The following is a 19,536-nucleotide window of genomic DNA, read 5'->3' as shown; positions in this document are numbered from 1 at the left end:
AGTACCGGCGAGCCGCCCCTTGAGAGGCGGCCGTCGGGGGAGAGGATTATGCACCCCTACAAACACGCCGCCGCGACTCCCGACAAGCCCGCCTATATCATGGCCGGCACCGGCGAGACCGTCACCTTCGCCGAGCTGGAGCGGCGCGCCAACCAGGGCGGGCGGCTGTTGCGCGCGCTGGGGCTGAAGCGCGGCGATGCGATCGCGGTGATGATGGACAATTCGCCGCGCTACCTGGAGATCATGTGGGCGGCGGAGCGGACCGGCGTCTATACCACCTGCATCTCGTCCAAGCTGACCGCGGCCGAGGCGGACTATATCATCCGCGATGGCGACTGCCGGGTGCTGGTGATGTCCAAGGGCACGGAGCAATGCGCCACGGCGCTGCTGCCACTGGTTGGCGACCTCGCCCGCTTCATGGTCGACGGCATTGCCGAGGGCTACGAGAGCTGGGAAGTCGCGCGCGACGCCCAGCCGGAGACCGCGCTCGAAGACGCGTCGCCCGGGCAGATCATGCTCTATTCCTCGGGCACCACAGGCAAGCCCAAGGGCGTGCGCTTCCGCCTGCCGGACGAGCCCTATGGCGAGAACGTCAGCCCGCTCGTCATGCTGGGCATGGGGCTCTACGGCTTCACTCCCGAGATGGTCTATCTGTCGCCGGCGCCGCTCTACCATGCCGCGCCTTTGCGCTGGTCGATGGCGGTGCAGCAGCTGGGCGGCACCGTGATCGTGATGGAGCGGTTCGATCCCGAGAAGGCGCTTGAGTATATCGAGCGCTACAAGGTCACCCATGCGCAATGGGTGCCGACGCACTTCATCCGCATGCTCAAGCTGCCCGAGGAGGTACGTGCCCGCTACGACGTCTCCTCGCTGAAGGCCGTGTGGCACGCGGCGGCGCCGTGTCCGATCCCGGTCAAGCAGGCGATGATCGACTGGTGGGGCCCGATCGTCGGCGAATATTACGCCGGCACCGAGGGCAACGGCTTCCACAACATCCTCGCGCCAGAGTGGCTGGAGCACAAGGGATCGGTGGGGCGGAACCTGACCAGTGTGACGCACATCTGCGACGAGGAGGGCCATCCGCTGCCGCCGCGTAGCGAGGGGACGATCTATTTTGAATCGCCCAAGACCGAGTCCAACCCGACCGGCTCGGCGCCGTTCAGCTATCACAACGATCCCGAGAAGACCAAGGACAGCACCAACGCGCACGGATGGACGACTTTGGGCGATGTCGGCTGGATGGACGAGGAGGGCTATCTCTATCTTACCGACCGCAAGAGCTTCATGATCATCTCGGGCGGGGTGAACATCTATCCGGCCGAGATCGAGAACCTGCTGGTCACCCATCCCAAGGTGGCGGACGTGGCGGTGATCGGCGCGCCGCACGAGGAGATGGGCGAGGAGGTGGTGGCGATCGTCCAGCCGAAGGACCCGCTGGAGGATCGCGAGGCGCTGGCGGCCGAACTCTCGCAATATGCCCGAGCGCACCTCAGCCACGTCAAGGCGCCGCGGCGGATCGATTTCCGCGAGGAGCTGCCGCGACACGAGACGGGCAAGCTCTACAAGAGGCTGTTGCGCGACGAATATTGGAAGAAGCCGGAAGCTGCCTGACCGGGAGAACGCGCGTGAGCTTCAACTTCGGCGACATGATCGAGGCGGTGGAGGCGGCGGTGCCCGCCGACCGCGTGGCGCTGGCGCATGGCGAGCAGGTGATCGACTGGGGCACGCTCGCCGCGCGCTCCAACGCGCTGGCGCGCGGGCTGATCGCGGCGGGGCTCCAGCCGGGCGAGCGGGTCGGCTTCTATGCCTATAATTCCGCCGATTACCTCGTCGCGCTGATGGCGTGCTGGAAGGCGCGCGGTACGCACGTCAACATCAACTATCGCTATGTTGCCGAGGAACTGGCCTATATCCTCGATGACAGCGACGCGACTGTGCTGGTTTACGACGCGCGGCTGCATGACTGCGTCGCCGAGGTGGTCGATCGCGCGCCGCTGGTGCGCAGCTGGGTGGAGATCGGCGGCGAGGGCGAGCGTTCCGGCTTCGTCACGCCGTTCGAGGCGCTGGCGGGCGGCGATCCCACACGGCTTGGGCTGGCGCGCGATCCGCAGGACCGCTTTTTCATCTACACCGGCGGCACCACCGGCATGCCCAAGGGCGTGGAATGGACCCATGCCGATCTGAACGCGATCGGTCTTGCGATTGCCGCGAGCCAGGGGCTGCCCGTCCCGACCACCGTGGGCGAGGCGGCGGTGTTCGCGGCGGCCAATCCGGATTATCCGCGCACCGTCTGCGCGCCGCCGCTGATGCACGGCACCGGGCTGCTCTCCGGCTATGGCGCGCTGCTCGCCGGCGGCATGGTCGCGACGCTGCCGAGCCGCAGCTTCAGGGCGGAGGAGGCGCTGGACGCGATCGACCGCTGGCGGGCGAACCGGGTGATCGTGGTCGGCGATGCCTTCGCGCGGCCGTTGGTCGAGGCGCTGGATGCGGAGCCGGGCCGGTGGGACGTTTCCTCGGTGCGGCTGATCGTATCGTCGGGGGTGATGTGGAGCCAGGGGGTGAAGGCGGCGCTGCTGCGGCATATGCCCGAGGCGGTGTGCCAGGATAATTTCAGCAGCTCCGAGGCGATCGGCATGGGTGCCTCGCTCACTACCCGGGACGGCATCGTGGAGACCGCGAAGTTCATGGTCGGCGCGCGCTGCCGCGTGCTCGACGACGAGGACCGCGACGTGGCGCCCGGATCTGGCGCCACCGGCAAGGTGGTGCTCGGGCCGCCGGGGCCGGTGGGGTATCACAAGGACCCGGAGAAGACCGCGCGCACCTTCCGGATGATCGATGGGGTGCGCTACACCGTGTCGGGCGATTTCGCGCAGGTGAATGCCGACGGCACTTTGGTTCTGCTCGGCCGGGGATCGGCGTGCATCAACTCGGCGGGCGAGAAGATCTTCCCCGAGGAGGTGGAGGAGGCGCTCAAGCTCTGCCCCAATGTCGAGGACGCTTTAGTGTTCGGCGTGCCCGACGAGAAATGGGGGCAAGCGGTGGCGGCGGTGGTGCGCACCGGGCCGGGCTATGACGAGAGCGCGGTGCGCGAGGCGCTGCGCCACCGCCTCGCCGGCTACAAGCTGCCCAAGCTGCTGGTCCCCACCGCGGAAACGTTGCGCGCACCGAACGCCAAGGCCGACTATGCGGCGGCGAAGCGGATCGCGGGCGTCAGTTCTTGAGCTTCCAGCCGCGCTTGAGCAGGGCGTAGCAGGCGAGGCCCAGCGCCACGTCGATCGCCAGGATGATCAGGCTGCCCGCCAGCACCGGCGAATCGGCGATGCCGAGGAAGCCGTAGCGAAAGCCCGAGATGACGTAGAAGAACGGATTGGCGTGACTGATCGCGCGGAAGGTGGGCGCGAGCCGGTCGACCGAATAGAAGGTGCCCGACAAGAGCGACAGCGGCGCGACCACAAAGTTGGTCACCGCCGCGGCATGGTCGAACTTCTCCGCCCAGATTGAGGTGAGCACGCCGAGCAGCGCAAGGAAGATCGCGCCGAGCAGGCCGAACCAAAGCACCGCCAGCGGATGGATCGGCAGCACGTGGACGCCCGGCCAGAACAGCATCACCACCCACACCGCGAAGCCGACCAGGAAGGCGCGCGTCACCGCGCCGCCGACCAGCGCCGCCAGCAGCTCCGCGGTGGAGAGCGGCGGCATCAGATAATCGACGATCGTGCCCTGGATCTTGCCGACCAGCAAAGAGAAGCTCGCGTTGGCGAAGGCGTTGGTCATCATCCCCATCACGATCAGGCCCGGTGCGATGAAGTCCGCGAACGGCACCTCGCCGCCACCGACGCCTACCGAGTGGCGTGCACCGAGCGCGACGGTGAAGATCACCAGATAGAGCAGCGTGGTGACCGCGGGTGCCCAGATCGTCTGGAGCTGCACCTTGAAGAAGCGGCGCACCTCCTTCACATAGAGAGTCTTCAGGCCGCCCCAGTTGACGTTCCGGATCACCGGTTCGCCGGGGGCGGTCCTGACCTGATTTTGACCGATCGGGGGCTGGCTGGACATGCACGGGCGCCTAGGCGTTCGGCCCCTTGCCCGCAACCGCGCGTGAACGAGGACGCAAGCGAATGTCGTGGACCGACGAGCGGATCGATACGCTCAAGACGATGTGGGAAGCCGGCCAGACCGCCAGCCAGATCGCCGAGGCGCTGGGCGGGGTCAGCCGCAATGCGGTGATCGGCAAGGCGCATCGCCTGGGGTTGCAGGCACGTCCCTCGCCGGTGGTGCCCAAGGAGGCCGAGGTGAAGGCTGCGGCAGCGGAGCCGATCGTGCCGGCCGAGCCCGTGGCGGTACAGGCGGAGCCCGAGCCTGAGGCCGCTGCCGAGCCGGAAGAGGCGGCGCCCGAACAGGAGGCCGCGCCGTTCGTGCCGCCGACGCCCGCGCCGCGCACCGGCAGCGACCAGCCGGTGCTGCGCTCGGTGGGTCCGGGCGGTTTCGTCCGCCAGGCGCCGGGCGAGCAGCAGTCGCCGATCCCGCCCGCGCCGCCGCGCCGCCTGGTGCCCGCGCGCCCCTCGCCCGAGATCGCCGGCAAGACCAGCCTGCTCGATCTCAGCGACAAGGTGTGCAAGTGGCCGCTCGGCCATCCCGGCGAGCCGGATTTCCACTTCTGCGGCGAGAAGGTGAACCCGGGTTTCCCCTATTGCGTCGAGCATTGCGGCCACGCCTATCAGGCGCAGCTGCCACGGCGCGACCGCCGCGCGCCGCCGCTTCCCTTCGGCGGGCCGCGCCCGCGCTGATCCGGCGCGCGACCCTCTGGCAGTGCTGCTGGATCTATTCCGATCTCCCGCGACGGGGTAAGCTCTCGTTGTCCCGAGTTCGTCGGGATTGGGGGATGGAACATGGCACTTCAATGGTGGGCGGCCACTGCGACTGAGGATTTTGCGCTGGGCGCCCTGATCGGTCCGCATGTCGAGGCGCAGAAGATCAATGGGACGTCGGGCAACGACCGGCTGCGCGGCACGCGCGGCGCGGACGTGATCCGAGGGTTGGCCGGTGACGACCGGATCGATGCCGAGGACGGCAACGACCGTGTGATCGCGGGGGCGGGCAACGACCGGATCGAGGGCGAGGACGGCAACGACCGGATCATCGGCGGCAGCGGCGACGACCGGATCGACGGCGACGACGGGAACGATACGCTGACCGGCGGCAAGGGCGCGGACACCTTCGTGTTCGACGACGATAACCAGCGCGACGTGATCACCGACTTCAAGTCGAACGATTTCATCTACTTCGACTATGAGAGCCGCGATCGCAACGCGGTCTATGGCATGGACGATTTCACCATCACCGATACCGCCAAGGGTGCGGTGCTGGCGTTCGACCGCAACCACATTGTGCTGCTGCGCGGCGTCGAGGCGGCGGACATCGATGCCTCGCAGTTCCTCTTCAACCCGGAGCCGCGCGCGGCGCTCGACCCGGTGCTCTGACGCGATCCCGCGGCCGGGCTGGTCCCGGCCGCGGGCTTGGTCCATATGGGGAACGATGGCCGACGATCTCTTCGCTTCCCCCAAGCCGCAACAAAGCTACGACGCCTCGTCGATCGAGGTGCTGGAAGGGCTGGAGCCCGTCCGGCGGCGGCCCGGCATGTATGTCGGCGGCACCGACGAGCGCGCGATGCACCACCTCGCCGCCGAGGTGCTCGACAATTCGATGGACGAGGCGGTCGCCGGCCATGCCACCCGCATCGAGATCACGCTGGACACCGGCAACCGGCTGACCATCACCGACAACGGCCGCGGCATGCCGGTCGACCCGCACCCGAAGTTCCCGGACAAGAGCGCGCTGGAGGTGATCCTCTCCATGCTGCACTCGGGCGGCAAGTTCTCCGGCAAGGCTTATGCCACCAGCGGCGGCCTCCACGGCGTCGGCATCTCGGTGGTCAATGCGCTGTCGAGCGAGACGGTCGTGGAGGTGGCGCGCGACCGCCAGCTTTACCGCCAGCGCTTCTCGCGGGGCCAGACTTTGGGGTCGCTGGAGCAGGTGGGCGCGGCACCCAACCGGCGCGGCACCTCCACCAGCTTCGTGCCCGATACCGAGATCTTCGGGCCCGAGCTGATGTTCAAGCCGGTGCGGCTGTATCGGCTGGCGCGATCCAAGGCGTACCTCTTCGCCGGCGTCGAGATCCGCTGGAAATGCGCGCCCGAGCTGGTCGCGGGTACCGACACCCCGCCCGAGGCGGTATTCCAGTTCCCCGGCGGGCTGGCGGATCACCTGCGCGAGCAGGTGGGCGACCGCGAATGCGCCACCGCGGAGTTCTTCGCGGGCACCCAGGCATTCCCGGACGAGCAGGGGCGGGTGGAGTGGGCGATCGCCTGGCCCTTGTGGAGCGAGGGCAGTTTCTCCTGGTATTGCAACACCATCCCGACGCCCGACGGCGGCACGCACGAACAGGGGCTGCGTCAGGCGCTGGTGCGCGGGCTGCGCCAGTTCGGCGAGCTGGTGAACAACAAGCGCGCCAAGGAGCTGACCGCCGACGACGTGATGACCGGCGCGGAGCTGATGCTCTCCGTCTTCATCCGCGATCCGCAGTTCCAGTCCCAGACCAAGGATCGTCTCACCTCGCCCGAGGCGGCGGGGCTGGTCGAGAAGGCGATGCGCGACCATTTCGACCATTGGCTGGGCCACAACATGGATCGGGGGCGCGCGCTGCTCGGCTATGTGCTGGAGCGGATGGACGATCGCCTGCGCCGCAAGCAGGAGCGCGAGGTCAAGCGCAAGACCGCCACCTCCGCGCGCAAACTGCGGCTGCCCGGCAAGCTGACCGACTGTTCCAACGACGGGAACGAAGGCACCGAGCTGTTCATCGTCGAGGGTGATTCGGCGGGCGGATCGGCCAAGCAGGCGCGCGACCGGAAGACCCAGGCGATCCTGCCGATCCGCGGCAAGATATTGAACGTGGCGTCGGCGACCAGCGCCAAGATCCTGGCGAACCAGGAGATCGCGGATCTGGTGCTGGCGCTGGGCTGCGGCACGCGCAAGGACTGCCGGCCGGATGCGCTGCGCTACGAGCGCGTGGTGATCATGACCGACGCGGACGTCGATGGCGCGCATATCGCGACCCTGCTGATGACCTTCTTCTTCCAGGAGATGCCCGAGCTGGTGCGGCGCGGGCATCTGTACCTGGCGCAGCCGCCTTTGTACCGGCTGACCTCGGGCGCGAAGTCCTTGTATGCGCGCGATGATGCGCACCGCGCGCAGATCGAGCGGACGGCGTTCAAGGGCAAGAAGGTGGAGGTGGCGCGGTTCAAGGGGCTGGGCGAGATGAACCCGGGCCAGCTGCGCGAGACGACCATGGACCCCAAGACGCGGGGGCTGATCCGCATCACCCTGCCGCAGGAATATGAGGAGCGGTCGGGCGTGAAGGACCTGGTCGACCGGCTGATGGGGACCAATCCGGCGCACCGGTTCGCGTTCATTCAGGAGAATGCGGCGCGGCTGGAGGAGGAGGCGATCGATGCGTGAGGGGCATGGAGGGAGCGTGTCGGCTTGCGGTCAAGCCCGCGGAAGTTGACACTAAGTTGACACCCTCTGCGTCTCGTTTTGGCTGGCGGTGTTGACGCTTCGATGAGGGGCAGACGCAGGGCGCACCTTGCCTGACCGGAACAGGCGCGGCGACGTGATTTGACGGTGCAAAGAGCAGATCAGGTCTATAGCTGATTCCGGCCGTGTAGGAAAGCGGGGCGGCAGGCCTACGGTGCGTTTCTACGACGGGCCAATCGGATGAACCGGTTCGACGAAGAACGGCTAATTGTCCGAGATTCAGAGCGAACGTCCACTTGTCGATACAGAACCTTACTGTCACTCTGCGCGCTAATGAAACGGTGCACGTCAAAGGAGCGCTGATGCTATCGCTGGTTGGCGGAATCCTGGCGATTAGCTACTGCCTCTACGCAACGTTTTTCCGCTGGAGTTCCCTCAAGGCAAGGTATGGCACCTTAAGTCTCTACTGGTGGGTGCTCGCCGTCATCGTCGTCGGAACGTTTCTCGGCTTCGCAGCTGATGTGGCGATCTGGGGTGTCGAGTATGCCTTCTGGTTAGCATCGAACTGACAGCTCACCCCGGCGCGGTGGATCCCGGCACGGGGCCGGGATGACGGTTTGGGTGAAGGGCGGCTCTTCCGCTCGCAGAGACCCGTCTATTCCTCCCCTGGAAGGGGAGGGGGACCAGCGGAGCTGGTGGAGGGGTAGCGGGCCGCAGGAGAAGGCGTCTTGCGTGGAGAGCTACCCCTCCGTCAGCGCTGCGCGCTGCCACCTCCCCTTCCAGGGGAGGATTCGTGATGCCTTGCCCCCCGTTTCGTCCTGAGTAGCGAATGAGTAGCCCCCCCGCAGGCATGGCGCTGCCCGGTTCGGCGGGCTAAGCCGGAGGCGATGTTTCGGAGTATCGGGGGTCTTGCCGCCGCGACGGCTGCGCTGCTGGCCGCAGGGCAGGCGCGTGCGCAGGCCGAGCCGGCGCTCGATCCCGCCTCGCCGATGAGCGACATGCCCGACATCGGCCTCGACTGGCCCGACCTGCCGCCGCCCACCGCGACCGACCCGGCGATCGAGAGCGCGGCCGCCGAGACGCGCTATCGCTGGCGGATCGACGGTATCGATGCGATCGCCGGGGATCTGCTGCGCCAGCGCTTCGCCGAGTCCTCGACGCTCGCGCAGGGGCAGGACGAGCCGGCCAATGCCGCGCAGTTGGACCGACGCGCGCGCGAGGATGGCGAATTGCTGGTCACCTTGTTGCGCGCGCAGGGCTATTACGATGCGGAGGTGATGCCCTCGGTGGAGGCCGGGGAGCGGCCGACGGTGGTGCTCACGGTGGATGCCGGCGCGCGCTACACCTTCGACCGGGTCACCGTCGCCGGTGTCGAGCAGGCGGGTGCCAAGGCGGACGACCTGCGCGACGCCTTCGGAGTGAAGCAGGGCGCCGCTGTGGACGCCGATGCGGTGGTGGCGGGGGAGAGCGCGCTGCGCACCCGGCTGGGGCAGGAGGGCTTTCCCTTCGCCGAGGTGGCCGAGCCGCAGATCATTGTCGATCGCGCCACCGGCACCGCGACTTTGGACCTGGCGGTCGCGCCCGGCGGCGAACGGCGCTTCGGCCGGATCACTGCCAACCGCAACCGCGTCTTCGATGCCGATCACGTCGCGGAGATCGCGCGCTTCCAGCCTGGCGACCCCTACACCGCCGCGGCGCTGGACGACCTGCGCCGCGCGCTGATCCAGACTGGCCTCGTCTCGGTCGCGGAGGTCAAGCCGGTCGACGGCGGGCCCGGCGTGGTCGATGTCGAGGTGCGGCTCGCGCCGGCGCCGCCGCGGACGATCGCGGGGGAGCTGGGCTATGGCACCGGCGAGGGCGCGCGCGTGGAGGCGAGCTGGACCCACCGCAACCTGTTTCCGCCCGAAGGTGGCCTGACGCTGCGCGGCGTGCTGGGCACGCAGGAGCAGCTCGCCAGCATCGTCTTCCGCCGCAACAATTTCCGCGCGCGCGACCGGGTGCTGACCGCGCAGGTCGCGGTCGCGCACACGCAGCGCGATGCCTATGAGGCGAACACCTTCACTTTGGGCGCCAGCCTGGAGAGGCAGACCAACATCTTCTTCCAGAAAACCTGGACCTGGTCGCTCGGCACCGAGCTGGTCACCTCGGACGAACGCGATGTGGTCGCCGCCACCGGAGAGCCGCGCCAGCGCATCTATTATATCGCCGCCGCGCCGACGAGCCTGACCTATGACGGATCGGACGACCTGCTCAATCCGACGCGCGGTTTCCGCCTCGGCGGGCGGCTGAGCCCCGAGCTGTCGCTCCAGGGCGCGGCCTTCGGCTATGCGCGCACGCAGGTGGACGCCAGTGCCTATCAGCCGCTGTCGGACCGGGTGACGCTGGCGGGACGGCTGCGGCTGGGCACGATCCTGGGCGCGCCGCGCGACGCGATCGCGCCGTCGCGGCGCTTCTATGCGGGCGGCGGCGCCTCAGTGCGCGGCTATGGCTATCAGTCGATCGGTCCGCGCGATCCCGACAATGATCCGATCGGCGGGCGCAGCCTGACCGAGTTCGCGCTGGAGGCCCGCATCCGTGCGTTCGGCAACTTCGGCGTCGTGCCCTTCCTGGATGGCGGCAACATCTACACCAGCGCTTTGCCGAAGTTCTCCGGCTTCCGCTACGGCACCGGCGTCGGCGTGCGCTACTACAGCAACTTCGGGCCGATCCGCGTCGACGTCGGCACCCCGATCAATCCCCAGCCGGGCGACGCGCGCGTCGCGGTCTATGTGTCGCTGGGACAGGCGTTTTGAGGCGCTGGCTGCGCTGGGCGGGCAGCGCGGCGGCGGTGTTGGTCGCGATCGTCGCGGCGGCGCTGATCCTGGTCGACACGCCGGTGGGGCACCGCTTCGTCACGGCGCGCATCCGCGAGGTGAAGCTGGACAATGGCCTGCGCTTCGGCCTGGGCGGGATCGACGGATCGCTCTACGGCCGCGCGACGCTGCGCGACGTGCGCGTCTATGATCCCGACGGGCTGGTCTTCCATGCCCCGGCGGCGCGGCTGCACTGGAGCCCGCTGGCCTGGTTCGCCAACCGGCTCGACATCACCGCGCTCGATATCCCCACCGCGACCTTCGCCAAGGTGCCGCGGACGCTGCCGACCGGACGGCAGGGGCCGATCCTGCCCGACTTCGACATCCGCATCGGCCGCCTTGCGGTCGAGCGGCTGACCGTCGCGCCCGCCGTGACCGGCGTGGTGCGGCAGGGCAGCCTGCGCGGCCGCGCCGACATCCGCGCCGGGCGGGCGCTGGTCGAGCTGGCGGGCGAGGTGGCGGGGAGCGACCGGCTGCGGCTGCGGATCGATGCCGAGCCCGACCGGGACCGGTTCGACATCGCCGTCGCGGCGCGGGGCGAGGCGCAAGGGGTGCTCGCCCGGCTCAGCGGCCTGCGCCGGCCGTTCGCGCTGGCGGTGCGCGGCGACGGCCGCTGGGCGCGCTGGACGGGCAATGCGACCATGCAGGCGGGCGTGACGCGGATCGCGGACCTGCGGCTGGCGGCGACCTCGGGGCGCTACACGCTCGCCGGCACGCTCGTCCCCTCGGCGATCACGCGGGGCAAGGTGCAGCGGCTGACCGGCCCGCGGGTGCTGGTTAACGGATCGGGCACGCTGGAGCGGCGGCGGCTGGCCGGCGCGCTGTCGCTGCGGTCTGCCGCTTTGTCCGCGGAGGGGACGGGGACGCTGGACCTCGGGGCGAGCGCGTACCGCAACCTGCGCATCACCGCGCGGCTGCTTCGGCCGGAGGCGCTGTTCCGCAACATGAGCGGGCGTGCGATCGGGCTGCGCGCGATCCTGGACGGGCCGTTCGCCACCGCCCGGTTCGACTATCGCCTCGCGGCGGAGCGCTTCGCCTTCGACAACACCGGGTTCGAGGGCGCGCGCGCCGCCGGGCGCGGGCGATTGTCGCGCGCGGCGGTCAGGCTGCCGGTCCGCTTCACCGCGCAGCGCGTCACCGGCGTGGGCGACGTGGCGGGGGGCATCCTGCGCAACCTGTCGGTCGACGGCATCCTGCTGGTGGATGCGAAGACGATCGCGGGGCGGCGGCTCAAGCTGCGCTCGGACAAGCTTTCGGGCGATATCGACCTGACGCTCAATCTGCCGACCGGGCGCTATCAGGTCGGCCTGTCGGGCGCGCTGGGGCGGTATCTGATCCCCGGTCTCGGCATTGTCGACGTTTCCTCGACGCTCAGCGTCGTGCCCGGACCGAACGGACGTGGCACGCGCGTTGCGGGCCGCGGCACCGCGGTGATGCGGCGGCTGGACAACGCCTTCTTCCTTTCGCTCGCCGGCGGCCTGCCGCGGATCGAGACGGGGCTGGAGCGCGCGCCGGACGGCATCCTCCACTTCCGCGGGCTGGTGCTCACCGCGCCGGCGATCCGGCTCACCGGCAACGGCTATCGCCGGCGCGATGGCACCTTCCATTTCGAGGGAACGGGGACGCAGGCGCGCTACGGCCCGGTGACGCTGCGCCTCGACGGCCGGATCGAGCGGCCGACGATCGACCTGGTGCTCGGCCGCCCCAATGCGGCGCTGGCGCTGAGCGCGGTGCGCGCGCACCTCGATCCGATCGCGGAAGGGTTCGCCTTCACCGCCGCCGGCGGATCGCGGCTGGGGGCGTTCACCGGCCAGGGGCGCATCCTGCTGCCGCGCGGGCAGCAGGCGGCGATCGCGGTCGACCGGCTGGACGTGGCGGGTACGCGCGCCAGCGGCACGGTCGCGATCGTGCCCGGCGGGTTCGATGGCAGGTTGGCGGTGGATGGGGGCGGCCTGGGGGGCGAATTGCTGTTCCGGCCGGACGGAGCCGCCCAGCGGATCGAGGCGCACCTTCAGGCGAGCGCGGCGCAACTCGCCGGCGTGTCGGTGCGGCGTGGGCGGCTTGACGGCAGCATCCTGCTCGACCCCGCCGGCACTGTCGTCGAAGGCAGCGTGCGCGGTTTCGGATTGCGGCGGGGCGGGCTGAGGCTGGCGCGCTTGACCGCCACCGCCAAGCTTCGCGACGGTGTGGGCGAGGTGCGCGCGTCGATCGCCGGATCGCGCGGGCGCGCCTTCGACATCGACACGGTGGCGGTGATCGGCGCGGACGCGATCCGGGTGACGGGTGAAGGCCGGATCGACCGCCGACCGATCGCACTCGATACGCCTGCCGTCTTCACCCGCGATGACAGCGGCTGGCGCCTGGCGCCGGCGCGCGTTGCCTTCGCCGGCGGCAGCGCGGAGCTGTCCGGCCGGTTCGGCGAGACCAGCGCACTCGACGTGCGGCTCGCGCAGATGCCGCTGGCGGTGCTCGATATCGGCTTTCCCGGCCTCGGTCTCGGCGGCAGCGCCTCGGGCATTCTGGCCTATGCCAGCGGCGCGGATGGGCCGAGCGGACGTGCCAACCTCACCGTGCGCGGGCTGACCCGCTCGGGGCTGGTGCGCACCTCGCAGCCGATCGACATGGGCTTTGCGGGGCTGCTCTCGCCTACTCGCGCCGCGATGCGCGCGGTTGCGGCCTCGGGCGGGCGCACCGTCGGCCGGGCGCAGGCACAGCTCACCGGCGATGTGCTGCGCGATCCGGGTGCGGCGCGGCTGCTCGCACAGTTGCGCTACCAAGGGCCGGCGGACACGTTGTGGCGGCTGACCGGGGTGGAACTGTTCGATCTGTCCGGCCCGGTCGCGATCGGCGCCGACGTTGGCGGTACGCTTGCCCAGCCGGCCATCCGCGGCGTCGTTCGCGCCGACAATGCCCGGATCGAGAGCGCGACCACCGGCACGGTCCTCACCGGCATTCGCGCCGCCGGCCGCTTCGCCGGCTCGCGGCTCGCCATCGACAGCTTTGCGGGCAAGGCGGGCGGCGGGACGATCCGCGGCACCGGCACCTTCGACTTCGCCGGGGCGCACGGCGTCGGCATGGACTTGCGCCTCGATGCCGAGGACGCCGTGATGATCGATCGCGACGACATCGCCGCCACCGTCACCGGGCCGCTGACGATCCGCTCGGACGGCCGGGGCGGAGTGATCGGCGGGGAGGTGCGGCTGGATCGGAGCCGCTATCGCCTCGGACGTTCCGGGACGGTGGCCGGTGTTCCGCGGCTGAACATCAAGGAGGTCAACGCGCGCGGCGCCGATGAGGAGGACGACGCGCCCGGCGCGCCCTGGACGCTGGCGATCAAGGCACGCGCACCGGGACAGCTCGCCGTCTCCGGACTGGGCCTGACCAGCGAATGGTCCGCCAATGTCCAGATCGGTGGCGAGCCGACCAACCCGGCGATCACCGGCGTCGCCCGGCTGATCCGCGGCGACTATGAGTTCGCGGGCCGCGAGTTCCAGCTCTCGCGTGGCGTGATCCGCTTCGACGGCGAGGTGCCCGCCAATCCGTCGCTGGACATCGAGGCGGATGCCGACACGCCGGGCCTCAACGCCTCAATCCGGGTGACCGGCGTGGCGCAGAAGCCGGAGATCACCTTCTCCAGCATCCCCGCGCTGCCGCAGGACGAGCTGCTGTCTCGCCTGCTGTTCGGCACCTCGATCACCAACCTGTCCGCGCCAGAGGCACTCCAACTCGCCGCGGCGGTGGCGGCGTTGCAGGACGGCGGCAATGGCCTCAACCCGATCAACGCGGTGCGCCGCGCGGCAGGGCTCGACCGTCTGCGCATCCTCCCCGCCGACCAGCAGACCGGGCAGGGCACCTCGGTGGCGGCGGGCAAATATGTGACGCGGCGGCTGTATGCCGAGATCGTCACCGACGGGCAGGGCTATTCCGCGACGCGGGTGGAGTATCTCGTCACCCGCTGGCTCTCGGTGCTGTCGAGCATCTCGACGCTGGGACGCACCAGCGCCAACGTGCGCGTGTCGCGGGATTATTGAGCAGGCCAGGCTTCCAGACGCAGGTCGGGAATATCGGCGAAATCGGTCTCGTTCATGGTGATGAGGGCCAGGTCGTGGACGATCGCGGTGGCGGCGATCAGGCGATCAATGATGCGCCGGCGGGAAAAGCCGGCGGCGGCGATGATCCGGGCATAGGCGCGGACCACCGGCGCGTCGCAGGGGAGGAAGTCGAACGATTGCAGCAGCGCGTCGATGGACCGCCTGCGATCAAGCGAGAGTTCGCCGAACTTCGGGACGCCGCCTTCAAGTTCGACCCACGTCAGTAACGATAGCTTAGGTCTGACCCCTAAGGACGCAATCCGTCCCTTGATCCCGGAGGTTCTATCGCGAACGTGGATTGCCACGTTCGTGTCGAGCAGGTGCATCTAGTACAAGCCCGGTCTGTCCGGGAACTCGATCGGATCGCGCTTGCCGCGATCTGGATGATCGGGCTTTCCGTCCCAAATCTCGTCCAATCGGTCGAGGAATTCGCGGATCTTGCGCTTCTCCTCTTCCTTGTCGATGACCGGCTTGATCGTGAGGGAATCGCCCACCCTCTCGATCCTTACTGCGGTGCCCACCGGGAACGCCAGGTTGGCAGGCAGACGCACCGCCGCGCTGTTGCCGGCTTTAAAGACCTTGGTTTCGACGCCGCCGACGGGTTCGATCACACCCATGCCGCACCTCCGTATATCCGGTATATACGCCTGCATTCACGCCCCAGCAACCGATTGACCTGCCGCCCGTTCTCGCTTCCTTCGAGGGGGCTCCATGACGCTACCGCAATATCTCTCCATCGCCACCCTTACGGGGATGATGGCGCTCTTCATCTGGGGCAAGTTTCGCTACGACGTCACCGCGATCCTGGCGCTGCTCGCGTCGCTGGCGCTGGGCATCGTCACGCCCAAGCAGGCGTTCACCGGCTTCTCGGACGATATCGTCATCATCGTCGGCTCGGCGCTGGTGATCTCGGCGGCGGTGCAGCGGTCTGGGGTGATCGAACAGGCGCTGAGGCTGGTCTCCAAGCGGACCAAGTCGATCAGCAGCCAGCTGCTGGTGCTCACCGGCTCGGTCGGCGTCGCCTCGGCGCTCGTCAAGAACATCGGCGCGCTGGCGATGCTGATGCCCGCCGCCTTCCAGATGGCCAAGAAGAGCGAGGCGAGCCCGTCGGTGTTCCTGATGCCGATGGCGGCCGCGTCGCTGCTCGGCGGGCTGATGACCCTGGTCGGCACCTCGCCGAACATCATCGTCAGCCGGGTGCGCGAGCAGATGACGGGTGAGCCGTTCGGCATGTTCGACTATACGCCAGTCGGCGCGGCGCTGCTGGCGATGGGGCTGGTCTATCTTGCGTTCGCGTGGCGGCTGATCCCCGCCGACCGCCGCGCGGCGCCAACGATGGGCGAGGCGCTGGACATCAAGGGCTATGTCACCGAGGTGCAGATCCCGGACGGCTCGCCCGCGATCGGCGAGACGGTGGACGCCTTTCTCGACCGACACGATCACGAGGTCGCGATCACGCAGATCCTGCGCGCCGAGATGCGCAGCCCGCCGCATCCCGATACCGTTCTGCACGAGGGCGATTTGCTGATCCTAGGTGGCGAGCCCGATGCGCTCGAGCGCACCATCGCCGGCGACAAATTGAAGCTTGAGGGGGAGGACCGCGAGCACAAGACCGACGCGAATAGCCCCGACGACGAGATCGGCGTGATCGAGGCGGTGGTGAATCGCGACAGCCAGTTGATCGGCCGTACCGCCGGGCGGCTCGACCTCCAGAACCGCTTCGGCGTCAACCTGATCGCGATCTCGCGCCAGGGCGAGCGGCTGTCGCGCCGATTGGGCAATACCTCGCTGCGCGCCGGCGACGTGATCGTGCTTCAGGGCGGGCTGAGCGTGCTGCCCGAGAAATTGCGCGAACTGGGCTGCCTGCCGCTTGCCGAGCGCGAGTTGCGGCTTGGCCGTTCGCAGCGGACGTGGCTGCCTGTGCTGATCCTGGGCGTCGCGATGGCGGCGACAGCGGCGGGCGTGATCCCGGTCGCGGTGGCGTTCTTTGCCGCGGCCGGGCTGATCCTCGCTTCAGGCGTGCTGCCGCTGCGCGAGGCCTATGACCATGTCGAATGGCCGATCCTGATCATGCTCGCCGCGCTGATCCCGGTCAGCGATTCGCTGCGCACCACCGGCGCGTCGACCGTAATCGCGGAGTGGCTGGCCGGTGTCGCGCAGTCGCTGCCCGCCTGGGGCGCCGTCGGCCTGATCCTGGCTGCGGCGATGGCGGTGACGCCGTTCCTGAACAATGCCGCCACGGTGTTGGTGATGGCGCCGATCGCCGCCACCTTCGCGCACGACCTGGGCTATCGCCCGGAGGCGTTCCTGATGGCGACCGCGGTGGGGGCGGGGTGCGACTTCCTCACCCCCATCGGCCACCAGTGCAACACTTTGGTGATGGGTCCGGGCGGGTACAAGTTCGGTGACTATACCCGCCTCGGTGCGCCCTTGTCGCTGCTGGTGCTGGTGCTCGGCACCCCGCTGATCATCGCGGTGTGGCCGCTCAAGTGAGGGTGCGACCGATCATGATCTGCGGGGTGATGTCCGTGCAGTTCGGCACGTCCGCCGCCAGTTCTCCCATGCGCGGATTGGCCATCGCGGCACCTAGTGCCTCTGCCGAGGCGAAGTGGAAATGCGCCACCATCGCATAGGGGGACGCACCGCCTGCCGCCCCGCCGACGCCTTCGATCAGTTCCACCTTTTCAGGCGACCAGATCTCGGACGCCAGCTTGGCATGGTGATCGGCATAATAGCGCGCGTCGAAACGGGCACCCTCGTGGTTCGGATATAGAACGGTGACGATCATGATTTCCTCCCCATTGTATCTTGCTATCCTACCCCGTTCGTCCTGAGTAACCACTGAGCGCAGCGAAGTGGTGTATCGAAGGATCGGCATAGCAGCGCGACGCTGCTTCGACACGAGCCTTCGCATTCGCTCAGTCTCTACTCAGCACGAACGAAGAGAAGCGATGGTTTGTATCAGCCCGGCAGACCCACCACGGTCTTCACTTCCATGAAGTCGGTGAGGCCGAACTTGCCGTTCTCGCGGCCGTTGCCCGACTGCTTGTAGCCGCCAAACGGTGCGGCGATGTCGGGCGACCAGTTGTTGATCGTCACCAGCCCGGCGCGCAGCCTGGGCGCGACCTTCGCCGCCTTCTCGGGATCGCCCGAAACCGTAGCGGACAGGCCGTATTCGGTGTCGTTGGCGATCCGCACCGCCTCTTCCTCGGTGTCATAGGCGGTGATCGTGGCGACCGGCCCGAACGTCTCCTCGCGCGCGATGCGCATGTCCGGGGTCACGTCGGCGAACAGAGTGGGCTTGATGTAGAAGCCGGCGTTGCGCCCGTCCGGCCGGCCGACGCCGCCTGTCACCAAAGTCGCGCCCTCGTCGATCGCCGACTGGATCAGGCCCTGGATCTTCTCGAACTGTGCCTTGTTAACCACCGGACCGATATGCGCGCCGACCTCCGCCGGATCGCCGACCGGGGTCGCCTCCATCATCGACTTCACCACCTGGATCGCGTCAGCGACCTGGCTCTTGTGGACGAGCAGGCGGGTGGGCGCGATGCAGCTCTGGCCCGAGTTGGCGAGCACGCCAGCCACGGTCGGCGGCAGCACCGTGCCGAGGTCGGCGCCCTCCAGCACCAGATTGGGTGCCTTGCCGCCCAGCTCCTGGTGGACGCGCTTCACCGTCGCCGCCGCCGCCTGGGCGATGGCGATGCCGGCGCGGGTCGATCCGGTGAAGCTGACCATGTCGACGCCGCGATGGCTCGACAGCGCCGCGCCGACGCCCGGTCCGTCGCCGTTGACCAGGTTGAACACGCCCGCGGGCACGCCTGCCTTGTCAAGGATCTCGGCAAGGATCACCGCGCAGCCGGGCGCTTCCTCGCTGGGCTTGAGGATCATCGTGTCGCCGGCGGCGAGCGCGGGGGCAACCTTGGCGCAGATCTGATTAAGCGGCCAGTTCCACGGGGTGATCATCGCGACGACGCCCAGCGGCTCGTGCACCACCTTGGCCTTGCCGATCGTCTCCTCGAAGGTGAACTCGTCCAGCGCCTTCAGCGTGGTCATGAAATGGGCGAGTCCAGTCGGCGCCTGCGCGGCGGAGGCGAGCGCCATCGGTGCGCCCATCTCCTGGCTGATCGCCTTGGCGAGATCGGGGATGCGCGCCTTATATTCCGCGATGATACGGCCGAGCAGCGCCTTGCGCTCGTCCAGCGAGGTCTGCGACCAGGTCTCGAACGCGCGGCGCGCCGCATCCACTGCCTTGTCGACGTCTGCGGGGGTGCCGAGCGTGATCTCGGTACAGGGCTGTTCCGTCGAGGGGTCGATGACCTGATAGGTCTTGCCGCCCTCGCTCTCCACCCAGGCGCCGTCGATATAGTGCTTCAGGTAGCTCTGCATCGTTCCCTCTCCGCTCGTCTTTTCGAGACTCGGGTATGAGTCATGCGGGGGCGGGGCACGGGTTGCAACCCGAAACTAAGCTGTCCCGCTTAGATACGGCCCGGCAACCCGCTAACCCGTTGCTGCGACAGGTTGCCGCGTTAACCGCGTTTGTCGCTTCCGCCTTCACCCAGGCGCGCCGAAGAGGCGGCATGCGCCAGCTTCTCCCATTGCTCGCCGTGCTGCTCACCGCACCCGTCGCCGCCCAGCAGGAGGCTGCGCCCTTCACCGTCGCCGAGACGGGTCAGGGGTTCGGCTCGCTCCAGGATGCGCTCAATTCGGTGCGCGGGCGCGATGCGACCATCACCATCGCGCCGGGCACCTACCAGCAATGCGCGATCCAGCAGGCGGCGCGGATCACCTACAAAGCGGCGACGCCGGGCAGCGTGATCTTCGACGGCGTCACCTGCGAGGGCAAGGCGGCGCTGGTGGTGCGCGCGGGCGGGGCGACGGTGGACGGCATCATCTTCCGCAACATGCGCGTGGCCGACGGCAACGGCGCGGGCATCCGGCTGGAGATCGGCGACCTCACCGTGCGCAACGCGATGTTCCTCGACAGCCAGGAGGGCATATTGGGGATGAGCGACGAGCCGCACCGCATCGTCATCGACCGCTCCACCTTCTCCGGGCTGGGC

Annotated in this window: 14 protein-coding genes and 1 pseudogene; 10 read left to right on the top strand and 5 right to left on the bottom strand. The window is 68.7% G+C overall.

Annotated features, from left to right (window positions below; all coding sequences use genetic code 11):
* Positions 1-48 precede the first annotated feature (48 nt).
* Positions 49-1,611: an acyl-CoA synthetase gene (locus ACFDTH_RS02495; protein WP_375285926.1), complete on the top strand. Its 1,563-nt coding sequence runs from the start codon at positions 49-51 to the stop codon at positions 1,609-1,611.
* A 14-nt stretch (positions 1,612-1,625) separates the two neighbouring features.
* Entirely contained in the window at positions 1,626-3,221 is a 1,596-nt protein-coding gene (locus ACFDTH_RS02490) for an AMP-binding protein (RefSeq protein ID WP_375285925.1), read from the top strand.
* Here the strand turns inward: ACFDTH_RS02490 and ACFDTH_RS02485 are convergent.
* Positions 3,211-4,056: an ABC transporter permease gene (locus ACFDTH_RS02485; protein WP_375285924.1), complete on the bottom strand. Its 846-nt coding sequence runs from the start codon at positions 4,054-4,056 to the stop codon at positions 3,211-3,213. The genes ACFDTH_RS02490 and ACFDTH_RS02485 overlap by 11 nt on opposite strands.
* A gap of 62 nt (positions 4,057-4,118) precedes the next feature.
* Here ACFDTH_RS02485 and ACFDTH_RS02480 point away from each other — a divergent pair, with 62 nt between their 5' ends.
* From ACFDTH_RS02480 to ACFDTH_RS02455, 6 genes are all read left to right on the top strand, one after another.
* Entirely contained in the window at positions 4,119-4,787 is a 669-nt protein-coding gene (locus tag ACFDTH_RS02480) for a GcrA family cell cycle regulator (RefSeq protein ID WP_375285923.1), read from the top strand.
* Between the two features lie 102 nt (positions 4,788-4,889).
* Positions 4,890-5,480, top strand: coding sequence for a calcium-binding protein (locus tag ACFDTH_RS02475; protein ID WP_375285922.1), 591 nt, complete (start codon positions 4,890-4,892; stop codon positions 5,478-5,480).
* 55 nt (positions 5,481-5,535) lie between these two features.
* Positions 5,536-7,515: a DNA topoisomerase IV subunit B gene (gene parE / locus ACFDTH_RS02470; protein ID WP_375285921.1), complete on the top strand. Its 1,980-nt coding sequence runs from the start codon at positions 5,536-5,538 to the stop codon at positions 7,513-7,515.
* A 380-nt stretch (positions 7,516-7,895) separates the two neighbouring features.
* The gene (locus tag ACFDTH_RS02465) at positions 7,896-8,102 is read left to right on the top strand and encodes a hypothetical protein (protein ID WP_375285920.1); all 207 of its coding nucleotides are present in this window, start codon (positions 7,896-7,898) and stop codon (positions 8,100-8,102) included.
* 318 nt (positions 8,103-8,420) lie between these two features.
* The gene (locus ACFDTH_RS02460; RefSeq protein WP_375285919.1) at positions 8,421-10,325 is read left to right on the top strand and encodes an autotransporter assembly complex family protein; all 1,905 of its coding nucleotides are present in this window, start codon (positions 8,421-8,423) and stop codon (positions 10,323-10,325) included.
* Positions 10,322-14,416, top strand: coding sequence for a translocation/assembly module TamB domain-containing protein (locus ACFDTH_RS02455; protein WP_375285918.1), 4,095 nt, complete (start codon positions 10,322-10,324; stop codon positions 14,414-14,416). The genes ACFDTH_RS02460 and ACFDTH_RS02455 overlap by 4 nt, the downstream gene beginning before the upstream one ends.
* Here the strand turns inward: ACFDTH_RS02455 and ACFDTH_RS02450 are convergent.
* Positions 14,410-14,802: a PIN domain-containing protein gene (locus ACFDTH_RS02450; protein WP_375285917.1), complete on the bottom strand. Its 393-nt coding sequence runs from the start codon at positions 14,800-14,802 to the stop codon at positions 14,410-14,412. The genes ACFDTH_RS02455 and ACFDTH_RS02450 overlap by 7 nt on opposite strands.
* On the bottom strand, positions 14,803-15,093 hold the full coding sequence (locus ACFDTH_RS02445) for an antitoxin (RefSeq protein WP_375285916.1): 291 nt from the start codon (positions 15,091-15,093) through the stop codon (positions 14,803-14,805). It abuts the gene before it with no gap.
* Between the two features lie 94 nt (positions 15,094-15,187).
* Here ACFDTH_RS02445 and ACFDTH_RS02440 point away from each other — a divergent pair, with 94 nt between their 5' ends.
* On the top strand, positions 15,188-16,969 hold the full coding sequence (locus tag ACFDTH_RS02440) for an SLC13 family permease (RefSeq protein WP_375285915.1): 1,782 nt from the start codon (positions 15,188-15,190) through the stop codon (positions 16,967-16,969).
* On the opposite strand, the gene ACFDTH_RS02435 is transcribed toward ACFDTH_RS02440, so the two are convergent.
* A complete protein-coding gene (locus tag ACFDTH_RS02435; protein WP_375285914.1) occupies positions 16,962-17,264 on the bottom strand; it encodes an EthD family reductase in 303 nt (100 codons plus the stop codon). The genes ACFDTH_RS02440 and ACFDTH_RS02435 overlap by 8 nt on opposite strands.
* Before the next feature lie 173 nt (positions 17,265-17,437).
* The gene (locus ACFDTH_RS02430) at positions 17,438-18,862 is read right to left on the bottom strand and encodes an aldehyde dehydrogenase family protein (RefSeq protein WP_375285913.1); all 1,425 of its coding nucleotides are present in this window, start codon (positions 18,860-18,862) and stop codon (positions 17,438-17,440) included.
* 191 nt (positions 18,863-19,053) lie between these two features.
* Between ACFDTH_RS02430 and ACFDTH_RS02425 the strand changes: the two are divergent.
* Positions 19,054-19,536 (top strand): annotated as a pseudogene (locus ACFDTH_RS02425) (right-handed parallel beta-helix repeat-containing protein); the annotation flags it as partial.

Source organism: Sphingomonas sp., assembly GCF_042096255.1.
Lineage (GTDB): Bacteria > Pseudomonadota > Alphaproteobacteria > Sphingomonadales > Sphingomonadaceae > Sphingomonas.
The sequence above is the reverse complement of the archived record's forward strand: the minus strand, read 5'-3'. Positions and strand labels throughout refer to the sequence as shown.